The 16,164-nt window shown below is 53.2% G+C and carries 15 protein-coding genes; 6 read left to right on the forward strand and 9 right to left on the reverse strand.

Features of this window, described 5'->3' with window-relative positions:
• Positions 1 to 63: 63 nt before the first annotated feature.
• A complete protein-coding gene (locus DXU84_RS06150) occupies positions 64 to 2,883 on the forward strand; it encodes an autotransporter outer membrane beta-barrel domain-containing protein (protein ID WP_240966955.1) in 2,820 nt (939 codons plus the stop codon).
• 74 nt (positions 2,884 to 2,957) lie between these two features.
• Here the strand turns inward: DXU84_RS06150 and DXU84_RS06155 are convergent, their stop codons facing one another.
• Positions 2,958 to 3,191: a DeoR family transcriptional regulator gene (locus tag DXU84_RS06155; RefSeq protein ID WP_013574728.1), complete on the reverse strand. Its 234-nt coding sequence runs from the start codon at positions 3,189 to 3,191 to the stop codon at positions 2,958 to 2,960.
• Positions 3,192 to 3,436: 245 nt separating this feature from the next.
• On the opposite strand from DXU84_RS06155, the gene moeA reads away from it, so the two are divergent.
• Positions 3,437 to 4,678: a molybdopterin molybdotransferase MoeA gene (gene moeA / locus DXU84_RS06160; RefSeq protein ID WP_153375103.1), complete on the forward strand. Its 1,242-nt coding sequence runs from the start codon at positions 3,437 to 3,439 to the stop codon at positions 4,676 to 4,678.
• A gap of 2 nt (positions 4,679 to 4,680) precedes the next feature.
• Positions 4,681 to 5,442: a molybdopterin-synthase adenylyltransferase MoeB gene (gene moeB / locus DXU84_RS06165; RefSeq protein WP_015689557.1), complete on the forward strand. Its 762-nt coding sequence runs from the start codon at positions 4,681 to 4,683 to the stop codon at positions 5,440 to 5,442.
• A 193-nt stretch (positions 5,443 to 5,635) separates the two neighbouring features.
• Here the strand turns inward: moeB and DXU84_RS06170 are convergent, their stop codons facing one another.
• The gene (locus DXU84_RS06170; protein ID WP_013574725.1) at positions 5,636 to 7,231 is read right to left on the reverse strand and encodes an ABC-F family ATPase; all 1,596 of its coding nucleotides are present in this window, start codon (positions 7,229 to 7,231) and stop codon (positions 5,636 to 5,638) included.
• 186 nt (positions 7,232 to 7,417) lie between these two features.
• Complete coding sequence (locus DXU84_RS06175; protein ID WP_013574724.1) at positions 7,418 to 8,305, reverse strand: nucleoside-specific channel-forming protein Tsx; 888 nt, start codon at positions 8,303 to 8,305, stop codon at positions 7,418 to 7,420.
• A 350-nt stretch (positions 8,306 to 8,655) separates the two neighbouring features.
• On the opposite strand from DXU84_RS06175, the gene DXU84_RS06180 reads away from it, so the two are divergent.
• Together DXU84_RS06180 and DXU84_RS06185 are read left to right on the forward strand one after the other, a co-directional pair.
• A complete protein-coding gene (locus DXU84_RS06180; protein WP_013574723.1) occupies positions 8,656 to 9,117 on the forward strand; it encodes an antitoxin Xre/MbcA/ParS toxin-binding domain-containing protein in 462 nt (153 codons plus the stop codon).
• A complete protein-coding gene (locus DXU84_RS06185) occupies positions 9,114 to 9,572 on the forward strand; it encodes an RES family NAD+ phosphorylase (RefSeq protein ID WP_013574722.1) in 459 nt (152 codons plus the stop codon). Before DXU84_RS06180 ends, DXU84_RS06185 begins: the two co-directional genes overlap by 4 nt.
• 27 nt (positions 9,573 to 9,599) lie before the next feature.
• On the opposite strand, the gene DXU84_RS06190 is transcribed toward DXU84_RS06185, so the two are convergent.
• Together DXU84_RS06190 and DXU84_RS06195 are read right to left on the reverse strand one after the other, a co-directional pair.
• Positions 9,600 to 10,052, reverse strand: coding sequence for a DMT family transporter (locus DXU84_RS06190; RefSeq protein WP_013574721.1), 453 nt, complete (start codon positions 10,050 to 10,052; stop codon positions 9,600 to 9,602).
• A 3-nt stretch (positions 10,053 to 10,055) separates the two neighbouring features.
• The gene (locus DXU84_RS06195; protein ID WP_013574720.1) at positions 10,056 to 10,490 is read right to left on the reverse strand and encodes a DMT family transporter; all 435 of its coding nucleotides are present in this window, start codon (positions 10,488 to 10,490) and stop codon (positions 10,056 to 10,058) included.
• Between the two features lie 102 nt (positions 10,491 to 10,592).
• Here DXU84_RS06195 and DXU84_RS06200 point away from each other — a divergent pair, with 102 nt between their 5' ends.
• On the forward strand, positions 10,593 to 11,525 hold the full coding sequence (locus DXU84_RS06200) for a LysR family transcriptional regulator (protein WP_119261419.1): 933 nt from the start codon (positions 10,593 to 10,595) through the stop codon (positions 11,523 to 11,525).
• A 187-nt stretch (positions 11,526 to 11,712) separates the two neighbouring features.
• On the opposite strand, the gene DXU84_RS06205 is transcribed toward DXU84_RS06200, so the two are convergent.
• The 4 genes from DXU84_RS06205 to betI form a co-directional block, all read right to left on the reverse strand.
• Positions 11,713 to 12,171, reverse strand: coding sequence for a GNAT family N-acetyltransferase (locus DXU84_RS06205; protein ID WP_013574718.1), 459 nt, complete (start codon positions 12,169 to 12,171; stop codon positions 11,713 to 11,715).
• A gap of 90 nt (positions 12,172 to 12,261) precedes the next feature.
• A complete protein-coding gene (betA, locus tag DXU84_RS06210; RefSeq protein WP_153375105.1) occupies positions 12,262 to 13,947 on the reverse strand; it encodes a choline dehydrogenase in 1,686 nt (561 codons plus the stop codon).
• Positions 13,948 to 13,970: 23 nt separating this feature from the next.
• Positions 13,971 to 15,440, reverse strand: a complete 1,470-nt coding sequence (gene betB, locus DXU84_RS06215) for a betaine-aldehyde dehydrogenase (RefSeq protein ID WP_013574716.1) — start codon at positions 15,438 to 15,440, stop codon at positions 13,971 to 13,973.
• A gap of 44 nt (positions 15,441 to 15,484) precedes the next feature.
• Complete coding sequence (betI, locus tag DXU84_RS06220) at positions 15,485 to 16,084, reverse strand: transcriptional regulator BetI (RefSeq protein ID WP_013574715.1); 600 nt, start codon at positions 16,082 to 16,084, stop codon at positions 15,485 to 15,487.
• Between the last annotated feature and the right edge of the window lie 80 nt (positions 16,085 to 16,164).

The raw sequence follows: 16,164 nt of genomic DNA on the forward strand, positions 1-16,164 counted from the left end.
TCTATCTCTCTGGCTAATTACGCGCTTGCAACAGATATTAGTGATAAAGATGAATTTGGCAATGTGACAAATTTACCCGTGTTAGATATCAGCGGAATGGTCCCCTTTGACCTTTCCACCGAAGGGTATCTGGATGGCGTAAATGCAACCACCTGGTCGGAAGGCATCACTTCCAGTATTCCTGCCTTTTATATTCATGATGGTGGCGCACTGACACAGTCAGTTGCGGCACCGGTGACGATCACCACTCAGGGCTCTTTAACTGATGCGATGCTCATTAACCGTGGCGGAAGCGTTGATTTACTCGGACCGCTTATTATCAACACTTACGGCCAAAGTAAAGGCATTATGATGGAAGGAATAGGAACCTCTTTCCTTTCTAAAAATGATGTTACCATAAATACCTATAATAACAGCACCCCCGGATTCACGGTGAATAATAATGCCACCGCGACGATTGCCGGCACTCTGTATATTAATTCAATGCAGAACGGCTCTGATGGTCTGGTTATCCAGAATGGGGCAAAGGGCACAATCAATAAAGTCAATATCACTACTGCGGGTGATTATTCAGAAGGTATTATTTTAAACAACATCAATTCCAGTCTGCACAAGAGGAACGACGTTCTTATCACGGGAAGTGGTAGCACAGTGACCACCCACGGTAAGCATACCAATGCCTTATATGCAGAAGATAACGGATTTATTCTGTTTTCTAATGACGCGATAATTACCACCACGGGCGAGGACTCGCGGGCGATTTATTCCACCCGTAATGCCGGTGTATTAATGAATGGAGGTTCTGCTAATACAGAATATGCAGGCAGTACGGCGATCGAAAGTAATCAAAACAGCTATGTCACCTTAGTGAACACTGACATCCATTCCGCAGGCACGGCGATAAGCTCAAACGACAACTCTGTTATCTCGGTATTCAATGGCAATATCAGCAGCGGCAATACCACCAGCGGCATAGAAATCAGTCATCAGGGCAACGTTAACCTTAACCAGGTCGTGATGGAAAATGCACTGTCGGACCAACCGCTGGTTGACCTGATCACTTCCTACGCCACACCTGATTATGCCTACGGTGGCACACTGGACGTCAAAAACTCCCGGCTTGCGGGTAAAACCCAGGGCGTACACGCCACCGAAGGCGAATGGGCCGTCACACTGGATAACAGTTCCCTGAATGCCGCCGATGCCTTTGTCGTTGCCGGAAGCAACAGCAACCAGATTGCCGACCTTTCGGTCAACGCCAGCAACGGCAGCATCATTAACGGTAACCTTATTGCGCTAAGCGCAGATGAAGACCCGATCGCCAGCCAGCTGACGCTCAATTTGCTTAACTCAACCTGGCAAGGCAGCGCGATGAATGGCACGGAATTTTCTTCTGCTTCTGCCGGTACGATTAATATTGATGCTCAGGACAGTCAGTGGCTGATGACCGATTCCTCGCGCATCGACTCACTCAACATGAATAACGCCAGCGTTCAGTTTTCCGGACAAGGTGATTATAAAACGCTGGAAACGCACAATCTGTCAGGCAAGGGTACGTTCTTTATGAATACGTCGCTGGAGCAGGATGCGCAGGGAAACAGCACTGGCGATCTCATTCATGTTACGGGCAACGCGTCCGGGCAGTTCGGATTACATATCTCTGCGTCGGGTAAGGCAGCACAGACAATTAACGACGGAATACGTGTCGCTCAGATTGATGATGCCAGCCGTCATAATGGCCTGTTCAGTCTGGAAAACAGCGTCAGTATCGGCGCTTACGACTATTATCTTTTTGAAGGAAGCAAGGATGCCACCGGCGATATGAATGACTGGTATCTGCGCGCTGAAATCCCAACACCTGACGCGCCGGTTCCTGATGTCCCAACGCCAGATAATCCGACACCGGATGTTCCTGCGCCTGCCCCGGCTACACCAGACACTTACCGTGGCGAAATCCCCAGTTATATCGCAGCACCTTATCTGAACTTGTATTATGGCATGCGTATTGCTGGCACGCTGCACGAGCGTATGGGCGATACAGAAACCTATGGCAAAGGCTACAACAATCGCGCATGGGCGAGAACCGGCGGAGAACACACTTCCTTCGATGCGGGACGTTTTGGGTACGACAGTGATTACTGGTTCGCGCAATTCGGAACCGACTTATATCAGGATGAACTGAAAAACGGCACACGCGTCCACGCTGGCATCATGGCGACATTGGGCAACCAGAGTACCGACACGCAGGATCAGGTGCGCACGTTGGCGGGGAAAAGTGCGGATGCTGGCTCAGTGCGCAGTGATGCCTACAGCGTTGGCAGCTATTACACCCGATATGCACAAGATGGCGCTTACGTTGACCTTGTCGGCCAGTTCACCTGGTATCGTAACCAGTATGAGAGCCTGCATGATACGAAACAGGACAGCTACGGCGTATTGCTTTCTGCTGAAGCAGGTCAACCCTATGCCGTCAGCACCAACTGGAAAATCGAACCTCAGGGGCAGATCATTTATCAGTATCTGAATTCAGAAGATTTCAGCGATGAAATTTCTGATATCTCTGGCGTTTCTGTCAATCAGGGCACAGCGCGTGCCGGGTTGCGTTTGTTACGCGACCAGGCAGAAGATAAAGCCAGTGAAAAATTCAAACCTTACCTGACCGCCGACGTACTGAGTAATTTCTCGGATTCACCGGATATCAATGTCGGCGGAATCGATGTCAGTACAACGGATTTTTCCGATCAATACTGGCAGACCGGCGCGGGCATGACGGCGCAACTCGCACCGAATACCTCGGTGTATGCTGATGTGAAATACGTCAAAGGGTTTGACGGCGATATGGAAGGCTACGTCGGCCATATTGGGATCCAGGGGCGTTTTTAATTCAGGTCTCTGAATCACACGCATAAAAAAGGGAAGGCATCAAAGCCTTCCCTTTTCTTATTTCGTTGCTGCGTTTAAAGCTGCGGGCAACGCTGCAAACTGTTTAGCCAGGATGTTTCAGGCTGAGCGGCCAGACGACGCGCACGTCCGTGGCGGCGTAAAATCAATCCTTTGTCCTGCATTTCACTCAGATCGCGTCTGATCGTTTCGAGACTTACATCCAGCGATTGTGCCAGTTCGCTTACCTGTAGCACTTCATGTTGTTCAACCAACTGAAGGATGGCCTGATGGCGATTTTTTTTAAGCACCGGTTATTCCTGTTTATATGACAGTTATGTGACGAAGGTCACAAATAACGGTAACTATAATACCTGCGTTACATTGTTAATTTTGGGATCGATCTCAATTTTTCAGGAATCCGCGCAGAATTTTTACGCCTTCGGCGCTTTTTGGTTCGCTGCGTTTCTCTGTCATACTATGCGCATGCTCCATTTCCCTGCCCGGCACCGCTGAAAATACCTGCTACGCCGGGACGAATGACTAAGGATTTTTTATGGAATTCAATACTGCCGGTCTGATCTCACTTGACGAAGCGCTGGATAAAATGCACGACTGTGTACCGCCTAAAACAAGTCAGGAGGCCGAATCCCTGCCACTTGCTGGCGCCGCAGGCCGCATAACCGCCGCACCGGTGCTTTCACCGGTTTTTGTGCCACCTTTTGATAACTCCGCAATGGATGGCTATGCCGTACGTTGCACAGACTTGCACGACGGCGCGGTGTTCCCGGTCGCGGGCAAAGCCTTTGCCGGTGCGCCTTTTCATGGCGAATGGCCTGCCGGAACCTGTATCCGCATCATGACCGGTGCGCCAGTTCCCGCCGGTGCCGATGCAGTAATCATGCAGGAACAGGCTGAAGTTTCAGATGCAGGAGTACGTTTCACTGCAACAGCGCAAAAAGGCCAGAATATCCGCCTGACCGGAGACGACATTAAACAGGGCGACAGCGTGCTGCCTGCCGGTGTACGGCTCGGTGCGGCAGAATTACCGCTGCTGGCCTCACTGGGCGTCACCCACGTCAAGGTCTGGAAACCGCTGAAAGTCGCCGTATTCTCCACCGGCGATGAACTGCAACCGGTGGGAACGCCTTTGCAGGAGGGGCAGATTTACGATACCAACCGTTTCGCTGTGCGCCTGATGCTGGAACAACTGGGCTGTACCGTCCTGGATTTAGGCATTATTCGCGATAATCCCCTGGCGCTGCGTAAAGCCTTCGAAGAAGCCAATGCGTTTGCCGATCTGGTGATTTCCAGCGGTGGCGTATCGGTGGGTGAAGCCGATTACACGAAGCAGATCCTGGATGAACTGGGTGAAATTGGTTTCTGGAAACTTGCCATGAAACCGGGCAAACCTTTTGCTTTCGGTAAACTGGAAAGCAGCTGGTTCTGCGGTTTGCCGGGGAATCCGGTGTCGGCAGCACTGACGTTTTATCAGCTGGTTCAGCCATTTATTGCACAGTTGTCCGGCCATACGGCCTGGCAATTCCCGCCCCGCCTGAAGGCAAAAGCGGTGACACCATTGAAAAAATCCCCCGGACGTCTCGATTTCCAGCGCGGTATTTTCGGCACCAGCGCCGAAGGACAACTGGAAGTGCGCACCACCGGCCATCAGGGTTCGCACGTATTCAGCTCATTCAGCCAGGCCAACTGTTTTATCGTGCTTGAACGCGGGCGCGGTAACGTGGCCGCAGGCGAAATCGTTGAAATCGAACCGTTTAACGCCCTGCTGCGGAGCTGAATATGCCTCAACTGCCGGAACTGACGGACGCTGAAACCCTGCGTTATAACCGCCAGATCGTTCTGAAAGGGTTTGATTTTGACGGCCAGGAACAACTGAAAGCCCGTCATGCGCTGATTGTCGGACTGGGCGGTTTAGGCTGTGCCGCTGCGCAATATCTGGCGGCGGCAGGCACCGGTACGTTAACGCTACTGGATTTCGACACGGTCTCGCTGTCAAACCTGCAACGCCAGACGCTGCATACTGACGCCCGGATCGGCATGTCGAAAGTGGAATCCGCCGCAATGGCGCTGGCGGCAATCAATCCGCACATCGTCATTCATCAGATTAATACACAGGCCAGCGACGACATGCTGCGTGACCTGATCGCCGCCTGCGACGTGGTGGTCGATTGCACCGACAACGTCACCACGCGCAATCAGCTGAACGGTGAATGTTACGCGCAGAAAAAACCGCTGGTTTCCGGGGCCGCCATCCGCATGGAAGGCCAGCTCAGCGTGTTCACTTATCAGCCGCAGGAACCCTGCTACCGCTGCCTGAGCCGGTTATTCGGTGAAAACGCCCTGACCTGTGTGGAAGCCGGTGTGATGGCACCTTTAGTCGGCACCATCGGCAGTTTGCAGGCGATGGAAACCATCAAACTGCTGACAAAATTTGGTGAAACCCCGCGCGGAAAACTGCTGATGTTCGACGCCATGACGTTGCAGTTCCGCGAAATGAAACTGATGAAAGACCCGCATTGTGAAGTGTGTGGGGATTGTTGAATCAGTAAATTCAGACACAAAAAAACCGCCTTTATCGGCGGTTTTCTATTTTTTATGACACCCAAAACAATTCGCAAAATCATTCGCGTTGTATCAAGGCGGCAACTGCACGAATCCCCGGGAGCTTACATCGGTAAGTGACCGGGGTGAGTAAAGGCAGCCAACGCCGAGACAACGTGAAGGATGCAGCGAATTAACTATTGATGCCCTGGCTACGCAGATAATCTTCGTAATTACCCGAGAAATCAATCACGCGGGTCGGCGTCATTTCCAGAATACGGGTTGCCAGCGAGCTGACGAACTCACGGTCGTGGGAAACGAAGATCAGCGTACCTTCATACATTTCCAGCGCCATGTTCAGCGATTCGATGGATTCCATATCAAGGTGGTTGGTTGGTTCATCCATAATCAGGATGTTCGGACGTTGCATCATCAGTTTCCCGAATAACATACGACCTTTTTCACCACCGGAAAGTACTTTCACTTTCTTCTTGATATCGTCCTGACCGAACAGCAGACGGCCTAACACACCGCGTACGGCCTGCTCGTCGTCTTTCTCGGATTTCCACTGGCTCATCCAGTCAAACACGTTCAGGGTGTCATCGAATTCATATTCGTGATCCTGCGCGTAATAACCGATCTTGGCGTTTTCAGACCATTTTACTGAACCGCTTTCCGGTTCATGCTCACCGACCAGCGTTTTCAGCAGCGTTGATTTACCGATACCGTTGGCACCCAGAATCGCGACTTTCTCGCCCACTTCAAGCATCAGGCCGAGATTTTTAAACAGCGGACCGTTGTCGAAACCTTTGGTGATTTTTTCCACTTCCAGCGCATTACGGAACAATTTCTTGTCCTGCTCGAAGCGCATGTAAGGGTTCTGACGGCTGGATGCTTTGATTTCATCAAGCTGAATTTTATCAATCTGACGGGCACGGGAAGTCGCCTGTTTAGATTTGGAGGCGTTCGCGCTGAAGCGGCTGACGAACGATTGCAGTTCAGCAATCTGTGCTTTCTTCTTGGCGTTATTGGCGCTGAGAAGTTCACGAGCCTGCGTCGCCGCCGTCATGTATTCATCGTAGTTGCCCGGATAAACACGCAGTTCGCCATAGTCGAGATCCGCCATGTGCGTACACACCATGTTCAGGAAGTGACGGTCATGGGAAATGATGATCATGGTGCTGTTACGTTCGTTCAGCACCTGCTCCAGCCAGCGAATAGTATCGATGTCCAGGTTGTTCGTCGGTTCGTCGAGCAGCAGGATTTCCGGGTCGGAGAACAGCGCCTGCGCCAGCAAAACACGCAGTTTAAAGCCCGGGGCGATTTCGCTCATCGGGCCATAATGTTGCTCGACAGGGATCCCCACGCCCAGCAGCAATTCACCCGCACGGGATTCTGCGCTGTAGCCGTCCATTTCGCCGTAAGCGACTTCCAGATCAGCCACTTTGTAGCCGTCTTCTTCGCTCATTTCCGCCATCGCGTAAATACGGTCGCGCTCTTCCTTCACTTCCCACAATTCGGTGTGGCCCATGATAACGGTGTCCAGCACGCTGAACTGTTCGAAGGCGAACTGATCCTGGCGTAATTTACCCAGACGCTCATTCGGATCCAGCACAACGTTACCGCCAGAAGGCACTAAGTCGCCACCGAGGATCTTCATGAAAGTGGACTTGCCACAACCGTTCGCGCCAATCAGGCCGTAACGGTTACCGCCGCCAAATTTCACGTTAATATTTTCAAATAACGGCTTGCTGCCGAATTGCATGGTGATGTTGTAAGTACTTAGCACAACGCTCGCTCTTAATTGGGAAATGTGATTTGGCGCGCATTATGCCACAACAGCGCGTCAGGATCGCCTGTAGTTGTGGTCATTTTTCACTCAACAGCTAAAAAAAATGCCTGATGTGCGACTTTTCAGAAAGCAACAAAAACAAAAAACCCGGCCGGAGCCGGGTTTGTCGTACAACCGCTGAAATCAGAAGTTGTAGCCAATCACGCCGTAGTAACCCCAGCCGGTGGACTTCACATCGAAGTTACCGTTACCGAAGTTCAGTTCAGCGCCGTCAGCCCACTGGCCGCCGTTGTGGAAGTAACGCGCCACGAACGAGTAATGCCAGTGTGTGTAGTTCAGCGACAGGATATGGCTGGAGGCGATAGAGTTGTTAGAACGCGCTTTGTTGCCGTTCAGATCACGGAAATCGTCATCACCCAGTGAGGAGCCCCAGTCGAAGTTGGTGAACCCGATATAGCTCAGGTTGCCACCCCACAGTTGCGTCAGAGGAACGAAATATTTCACTTTGAAACGGTAACCGTCCCAGCTGTTTTCATTCGCTGCGCCGTAGTTTTCCCACTGGTATTTCGCATACACGTTCAGAGACAGGCTCATCGGCAAACCGGTGTCGATGTCGGTGCCCAGCCCCATGTACCAGGTATTTTGACGGTTATCGCTGTCCGGGCCCATGTCGTAGATATAGTTGTTCGCGAAGTACCATTCTTTGAACGGACCGAAGCTCAGATCAGTACCGGTCAGCTTATCAATAGAGAAACGCGGTTCGATTTCCATAAACAGCGGAGAACCGTTTTTATCCCAGATACCGGTGTCATTACCGTTACCGGCGCCGAAGGTTTTAGGAATATCGATATAACCGTAGAAATCAAACCAGTCTTTGTGCGCAAACGCTTCATATTCAAGGTAAACATCGTTACGCAGCGTAGGCCCGAAACGGGTATCGGCGCTACCTACAACGTTGACACTTTGGTGCCACCAGTCAGAAACAAATTCGCCCTTGCTATCATCAGCGAGCACGGTCGCGCTGTAGGACAAAGCCATCAAAGCGCCTGCTGCAATAATTTTATTTTTCATATTTTTACCAGAAGCGGGGGGTGGAACAACGCCTTGCCACTTTCAGACGTTGCATAAAACAAACCCTAAAACTGTGATCCGCAACCGATTGCTGCACATAGTGCAAAAAACCTGCAATTACCAGTTACTTCCTACAAGAGTCGACTTTTCTTAGCTAATAAATAGATTTGGTCAAGGTTTGTCAATTTCTGTTTCATTCCGATACATCCCCAATGTGACATTCATCACATTTATCTTTCCGTGCGCTTTTATTCAGTACGGACTGAGGCAAAAAGTTATCGTTGATAAAATGACCATTCGTTATTTGTCATGCTATAATCATGACAAATAACGGTGCGGAGGCACACATCATGAATTCAAAAATTACCGGGCTGTCTTCCAGCTCTGTGCAAGATTCTGCAACGCCGCTTTGGCAATCTGCGGGCCTTCCCGCAAGCAGCGGAATCAGTTTGATAAATGCCATACAAAAGGGATTTCCGGTTGATAGTATCAGCCGTCTTAATACTGAGCTGGGATGGCCAAAAATGGTGTTACTGGAAATCATGGGCATTAACGAACGCAACTATGCCCGGCGTAAAGCCGGGAACGGATTGCTAAAAAGTGAAGAGAGTGAACGTGTGGCGCGACTGGTTCGCATCGTGGATGCCGCAACTGATTTGTTCGAAGGGGATCGTGTCTCGGCGCTCGAATGGTTCACCCGCCCTGCTCCGGCACTGGATGGTTCACGTCCGCTGGAACTGCTGTCTTCTGAAGCGGGTGCTGTGGAAGTCAGCCGCCTGATTGGTCGTCTCCAGCACGGTGTTTTCAGTTGAAGCTGTTTCGTATCGTGCAGACCCGTCATCTGGCGACAGCCTGGTCGGGAGCCGGCGCGCAACTTTATGGCGGTCGCTGGAATCCGCCAGGCAGGCCGGTCGTCTATGTCACCACCAGCATCTCACTGGCTATCCTGGAAATTCTGGTGCATTTGCAAAACAGCATGTTGATGCGTTCCTATACCTTGCTGAGTATTGAGGTGCCAGAGGAACTGCTGGATACGCTGGAAGTTTCAGAGCTTGCCGCCGACTGGCGAAGCGCATCAGTGCCTGACAGCACTCAACGTCAGGGTGACGTCTGGCTTGCAGAAGGTGAATATGTCGGGCTGAAAGTGCCGTCAGTGATTGTGCCGTCGGAATACAACGTATTACTTAATCCGCTACACCCGGCTTTTGCCGATTTACTGAGTTCAGTAGAACGCGAGCCCATGATGTTTGACCCGCGCCTGCAATAAAGCGCGGGTCTGCTCTCTGTCAGGAAATCACTCTGCTTTCCGGTTGCTGCGATAAATGAGTGCCAGTGCGATGATCAGGCAGGGAATAGCCGCAATCCGGTGCCATGACAGCGCGATCTGCGGATTATCCAGCCAGCCGAAATTATCAATCAGCATACCCATTGCCAGTTGTCCGAGGATTACCGCGACCGTTGCCACCGCCGTTCCGACACGGGGTACCGCTGTCACCATCACAATGATGTAAGGCACGCCAAATAATGCGCCCGCGAGTTGCCACTTCGGTACGGTGAGCAAAGTTTGCGGCTGTGGTGTTTGCAAAAACAGCACCAGCACTGCGGTAATGGCAGCCCCGACGCTGAACGTCAGGAATGCGCTTTTCAGTACGCCCACTTTCCCGCCTAACTGCCCGTTCACCGCCGCCTGCATACTCAGCGCGGCACCGGCTACAATGGCCAGTATTATCATCATCAGTTCAGTCATGGTTCAGTCCCAGGCAATCAAAACAAGAGCAGCAACGATAAACAGCAGCGCCAGCAGGCGTTCGCCGCCGACTTTTTTGTGCGGTGTACCAAACCACCCGTAATGGTCGATCAGCACGCTTTTCGCCACCTGCCCTGACAAAATCGCAATCATGGTCATGCCGATACCAATGACCGGCGTCGCGAGCGTCAGCACCACGACATAGACCGGGCCGAGCACGCCACCCAGCAATGTCCAGCCCGGTTGTTCATTGAATGACGGCGCATTACGCGGGCTGAAAAACAGCACCAGCAGGCCGGTGAGCACCGCGCCCACACCAAAAATACTCAGCGTGGCCCACAGATGGCCAACCTCCGTTCCCAGCGGACCAATCAGCCCGGCCTCCAGTGAAAGCCCCATCCCCGCCAGGACGACCAGCGGAATTAACATCAGATTCATCATTGCCCTGCTTTCTGTTTTTTTCGAAGCGGCGACTATAACGTGACAGAACTATGCGAAAAACAGCACAATCAGGAAAATACCTTTGCGGGAAACGCACAGATGAAAGGTTTTAATCAGATCAATATTCAGGCATTACGGCTGTATGTCGCGGTACTGGATCAGGGCAGTTTCTCTGAGGTGGCGCGGCGGGAGGCGATGTCGCCGTCAACCGTATCGCGGGTGATTTCCCAGCTTGAACAGGCATTACAGACGCAACTGCTGTATCGCAACACACGCGCCGTCAGCCCGACAGAATCCGGCAAACTGCTCGCCGGACATGCGCGACAGGTGCTGACACAGCTGGATCTCGCCACGCTGGATTTGCAGGAGCAGGACAGCGAACCCGGCGGACTGGTGCGCATCAATGCGCCGGTAGTTTTTGGTCAGCGCCATCTTGCGCCGTGGTTGCATGAGCTGAGTACACGTTATCCGCGCCTGAATATCGAGCTGATGCAGACCGACGATTTTATCGACCCGTTGCAGGACAGCGTTGACTTGCTCATCCGTATTGGCGTGATGGCGGACTCCACCCTGCAGGCGCGCACGCTCGGCCACCAGAATTTTCGCCTTGCCGCCAGCCCTGCTTATCTGGCCCGCGCAGGAAAGCCGGAAACACCGGAGGATTTAGCCAGTCACAGTTGCCTGGTGTTCAAAGGATTTGCCGGTCCGCAACGCTGGTACTTTCGTCAGCCGGAACAGGAATGGCATTCGATGACCCTGCGGGGATTACTGACCAGCAATAATGCGGAAACCCTGACGCAGGCCGGGATCGACGGCATGGGGCTGGTGGTGTTCCCCACCTGGCTGATTGGCGATGCCCTGCGCGACGGTCGGCTGGTCAGCGTACTGGAAAATTATCAGGTATCGACGTCACCGGAGCCGCAGACCATCAGCGCGCTGTATCCGAACAGCCGCCGCCCGTCGATCAAAGTCAGGGCTGTGATTGATTTTCTGCTGGAGAAATTTGGCAGTCCGCCGTACTGGGAAAGGTAAACATATCCGTCTTCTGAGTTGCCATTAATACCCCCTCCCCGCCTCCCCCTTCGCAGGGGGAGGAGTAAAACCCGATCGGCGATATCCCATGCAAAGGGCTCGATCGGCTCCCTCCCCTGCGAAGGGGAGGGTTGGGGGTGGGGTATTAATGACAAAAACAATGCTGAAGCTTGCGCTTCGCCCAATATCAGGAATTCAACTCCATCCCCACATGCGGGATCCCATCTTCGTCATAAATTTCGGTATACGCCACAAACCCCAGCCTGCCGTAGAATCCCTGCAAATGCGCCTGTGCGGAAATCGCGACGCGCGCACCCGGCCAGTGTTTCTGGCAGGCAGCCAGTGCCTGTTCCATCAGCTGATAACCCAGTTTCAGGCCGCGTGCAGAGGGCGCGACAATCACCCGTCCGATTGCCACGTCATCTTCAAAACGCAGAATACGCGCGTAGGCAGCAATCTTGCCATCCAGCCAGGCGACGATATGACGGTTTTCGCCGGTCAGATCCTGTCCGTCGATATCCTGATAAACACAGGTTTGTTCCACCACAAATACTTCACTTCGCAGTGCAAGAATGGCGTAAAGCTGCGCCGCGTTCAGTTCACTGTGATGATAATCCTGCCAGTGAAGCGATGATGATTCCGTCATGAGTGAATGCCCTGCCTGTTTTCTGAAAGCCAAAAAAAAGAGATATTCCTGAGAATATCTCTTTTTAACACAGATTTTACAGCCAATTTATCAGGCAGATTTCTTCAGCGGCTGCGTGCGAACCGGTGCGTCGCCCGCGGTGTAATACGCCGCCGTACTGCGCGGTAATGGCTGGCGGCCACGGATTTTATCGGCAATTTTTTCGGCGATCATAATAGTTGTCGCATTCAGGTTACCGGTAATGATCTGCGGCATGATGGAGGCATCAACCACGCGCAGCCCTTCCATACCGTGAACCCGCCCTTCTCCGTCTACCACCGCCATCTCATCCGTGCCCATTTTACAGGTGCATGACGGATGGAAAGCCGTTTCCGCATGTTCACGGATAAACGCATCCAGCTCTTCGTCAGTCTGTACGTTTTCACCCGGGCTGATTTCACGACCACGGTAAGGATCCAGCGCTGGCTGATTCATGATTTCACGCGTGATGCGGATGGCGTCACGGAACTCCTGCCAGTCCTGCTCCGTCGCCATGTAATTAAACAGAATGCTCGGATGCTGGCGCGGATCTTTCGATTTCACCTGAACGCGGCCACGGCTGGGTGAACGCATTGAACCGACATGCGCCTGGAAACCGTGCTCTTTCACCGCATTACTGCCGTTGTAATTAATCGCCACCGGCAGGAAGTGATACTGAATATTCGGCCAGGCAAATTCTTCACGGCTGCGGATAAAACCGCCCGCTTCAAACTGATTGCTGGCACCCACGCCGGTGCCTTTAAGCAGCCACTCGGCACCAATCGCTGGCTGGTTGTGCATCTGCAATGCCGGATACAACGAGACCGGCTGCGTACAACTGTATTGCAGGTACATTTCCAGATGATCCTGCAGGTTCTCCCCGACGCCCGGCAAGTCATGCACCAGCGGGATATCCAGACGGTTCAGCAGTTCAGCCGCACCGACACCGGAACGTTGCAGAATTTGCGGAGAGGCAATCGCGCCGCTGCACAGCAACACTTCGCGTTTCGCCTTCGCCGTTTTGGCGTTGTATTCATCACCGTGGAAATAGCTGACACCCACCGCGCGCTTGCCATCGAACAGGATCCTGTCGGTCAGGGCATGCGTCACAATGGTCAGATTGGCGCGCGGTTTGGCCTGATCCAGATACCCGCGGGCAGTGCTCGCACGACGCCCCTTCGGCGTCACGGTTCTGTCCATCGGGCCAAAACCTTCCTGTTTAAACCCATTCAGGTCATCCGTGCGCGAATACCCCGCCTGCACACCGGCTTCAATCATCGCGCCGAACAGCGGATTATTACCGTTTTTAGGCGTCGCCACGCTCACCGGCCCTTCGCCGCCGTGGAAGTCATTCGGGCCGATGTCGCGGGTTTCTGCTTTACGGAAATAAGGCAGGCAGTCCAGATAACTCCAGTCTTCCAGACCCGGTGCTTTCGCCCAGTTATCGAAATCCATCGCGTTACCGCGGATGTAACACATGCCGTTAATCAGCGACGAGCCTCCCAGCCCTTTACCGCGCCCGCACTCCATGCGGCGGTTATTCATATGCGGCTCCGGGTCGGTTTCGTACGCCCAGTTGTAACGACGACCCTGTAACGGAAATGCCAGCGCCGCAGGCATCTGCGTGCGAAAATCCAGACGATAATCCGGGCCACCGGCTTCGAGCAGTAACACACTGACACTGCTGTCTTCAGTCAGACGGGTGGCGAGTACGTTGCCGGCAGAACCGGCCCCGATAATGATGTAATCGTAATCCATTGAATCTCCTCTGTTGCAGCGGATCAAAATACTGAGCTGAATTCGCCCAGTTCGACCTGCACGGATTTGATTTGGGTGTAATGCTCAAGTGTGGTGATGCCGTTTTCGCGCCCGACACCGGAATGTTTGTAACCGCCGACCGGCATTTCTGCGGCAGATTCGCCCCAGGTGTTAATCCAGCAAATCCCGGCTTCGAGTTTGTGGATCACGCGGTGGGCGCGGTTGAGATCCTGCGTCACCAGTCCGGCGGCCAGACCATATTCAGTATCATTGGCGCGGCGGATCACTTCTTCTTCGCTTTCATAAGTCAGAATGCTCATCACCGGTCCGAAGATTTCTTCACGGACGATCAGCATGTCATCACGGCAGTCGGTAAATACCGTCGGGGCGACGTAAGCGCCTTTGGCGAATTCACCGGAAGTCATACGTTCGCCACCGGTCAGCAAGGTCGCGCCTTCACGTTTGCCGCTTTCGATGTAACGCAGCACGGATTCCATGTGCGCGAAGCTGACCAGCGGGCCGAAGTTGACATTTTCATCTGTCGGATCGCCTGAGCGAATGCGTTTCACCCGTTCCAGCACTTTGGCTTCGAACGCTTTATGCAATGCTTTGGGGATAAACACCCGGGTGCCGTTGGTGCACACCTGTCCGGCGCTGTAGAAATTCGCCATCATCGCGATGTCGGCGGCTTTATCAAGATCGGCATCATCAAAAATAATCAATGGCGATTTACCGCCCAGTTCCATGGTGACTTCTTTCAGCGTGGAGGCCGAGGCGCTGGCCATGACTTTCTTGCCGGTTTTGATACCGCCAGTGAAGGAGACTTTGGCGATATCCGGATGATCGGTTAACGCCTGACCGACGCTGGCCGCGCCCGTCACCACGCTGAAAACGCCGTCCGGCACACCGGCTTGGGTGTAGATTTCTGCCAGTTTCAGGGCAGTCAGCGACGTGTTTTCACTCGGTTTGAACACCATCGCATTACCGGCCGCCAGCGCAGGAGCAGATTTCCACAAGGCAATCTGAATCGGATAGTTCCACGCGCCGATACCGGCGACCACACCCAGCGGCTCGCGGCGGGTATAAACGAAAGAAGAATCACGCAGCGGAATTTGCTGGCCTTCAATCGCCGGGATTAACCCGGCGTAGTACTCCAGCACATCCGCGCCGGTGACGATATCCACGGCCAGCGTTTCAGACAGCGGTTTACCGGTGTCTGCCGTTTCAATGGCGGCCAGTTCGTCGTTGCGCTCACGCAGAATATCCACCGCGCGGCGCAGAATACGGGCGCGGCTCATGGCGGTCATCGCGGCCCAGACTTTCTGGCCTTTCTGCGCGGATTTCACCGCCAGATCGACATCTGCATGTGTGGCGGATTGCACCGTGGCAATCACTTCGCCGTTGGCCGGATTAACGGCGTCGAAGGTTTCATCACCGGTGCTGTCCTGAAAACGCCCGTTGATATAAAGTTTTTGCTTGCCGTAGCGGGACATACATCTCTCCTCGGTCTGTGCGGTCTGAAAATTTTCTGCGCCGTTTACTGCCCGACAACGCGCGGTGCGAACTGCGATTCAATATGGCGATGTGTTATCTGCATCGCCTCGTCGCGGTTAAACGCTTTACCGCTGAGTGCGCCGCGCAGCCACAGGCCATCAATCAATGCCGCCGTGCTTTGCGCTGCGAGACGCGCCTCGTTTTTAGGCAGAAAACGTCTGAATTCAGAACATAAATTGGAATAGAGCCGGCGGCTGTTAACCTGTTGCAGCCGGTACAACTGCGGGTGATGCATGCTGCTCGCCCAGAAGGCCAGCCAGGTTTTCATCGCCGCGCTGTTAGTCTGACTGTCGTCAAAATTGGCTTCTGCAATCGCATGCAGCCGCGCCGTCGGTGCGGTATCCGTCATCTGTGATAAGCGCAACTGCACACCTTCTCCCAGATGACTGAGCAAATAACGCATAGTGGCTTCCAGCAGCCCGTTCTTGTCACGAAAGTAGTGACTGATGATGCCGTTGGAGACGCCAGCGCGGCGGGCAATTTGCGAAATCGAAGCATCGTGCATACCGACTTCGTTCACCGCAGCCAGCGTTGCCTCAATTAATTGCTGCCGTCTGATGGGCTGCATTCCTACTTTGGGCATGGTTCCGGCTCCTGAAAATGAGCGGGTTGCAATGCGCTTAAAAAACCCTTTTTACGCTCCCGCTCAGCCTTGTTAAAACG

The organism is Rahnella sp. RcJ3 (genome assembly GCF_009498575.1).
Classification (GTDB): domain Bacteria; phylum Pseudomonadota; class Gammaproteobacteria; order Enterobacterales; family Enterobacteriaceae; genus Rahnella; species Rahnella aceris.

Bases quoted from the DNA above. Each gene is read 5' to 3' on its own strand.
- moeA (WP_153375103.1), top strand. From the start codon at position 3,437: ATGGAATTCAATACTGCCGGTCTGATCTCACTTGACGAAGCGCTGGAT.
- moeB (WP_015689557.1), top strand. From the start codon at position 4,681: ATGCCTCAACTGCCGGAACTGACGGACGCTGAAACCCTGCGTTATAAC.
- DXU84_RS06175 (WP_013574724.1), bottom strand. From the start codon at position 8,305: ATGAAAAATAAAATTATTGCAGCAGGCGCTTTGATGGCTTTGTCCTAC.
- DXU84_RS06180 (WP_013574723.1), top strand. From the start codon at position 8,656: ATGAATTCAAAAATTACCGGGCTGTCTTCCAGCTCTGTGCAAGATTCT.
- DXU84_RS06190 (WP_013574721.1), bottom strand. From the start codon at position 10,052: ATGACTGAACTGATGATGATAATACTGGCCATTGTAGCCGGTGCCGCG.
- DXU84_RS06195 (WP_013574720.1), bottom strand. From the start codon at position 10,490: ATGAATCTGATGTTAATTCCGCTGGTCGTCCTGGCGGGGATGGGGCTT.
- DXU84_RS06200 (WP_119261419.1), top strand. From the start codon at position 10,593: ATGAAAGGTTTTAATCAGATCAATATTCAGGCATTACGGCTGTATGTC.
- DXU84_RS06205 (WP_013574718.1), bottom strand. From the start codon at position 12,171: ATGACGGAATCATCATCGCTTCACTGGCAGGATTATCATCACAGTGAA.
- betA (WP_153375105.1), bottom strand. From the start codon at position 13,947: ATGGATTACGATTACATCATTATCGGGGCCGGTTCTGCCGGCAACGTA.
- betB (WP_013574716.1), bottom strand. From the start codon at position 15,440: ATGTCCCGCTACGGCAAGCAAAAACTTTATATCAACGGGCGTTTTCAG.
- betI (WP_013574715.1), bottom strand. From the start codon at position 16,084: ATGCCCAAAGTAGGAATGCAGCCCATCAGACGGCAGCAATTAATTGAG.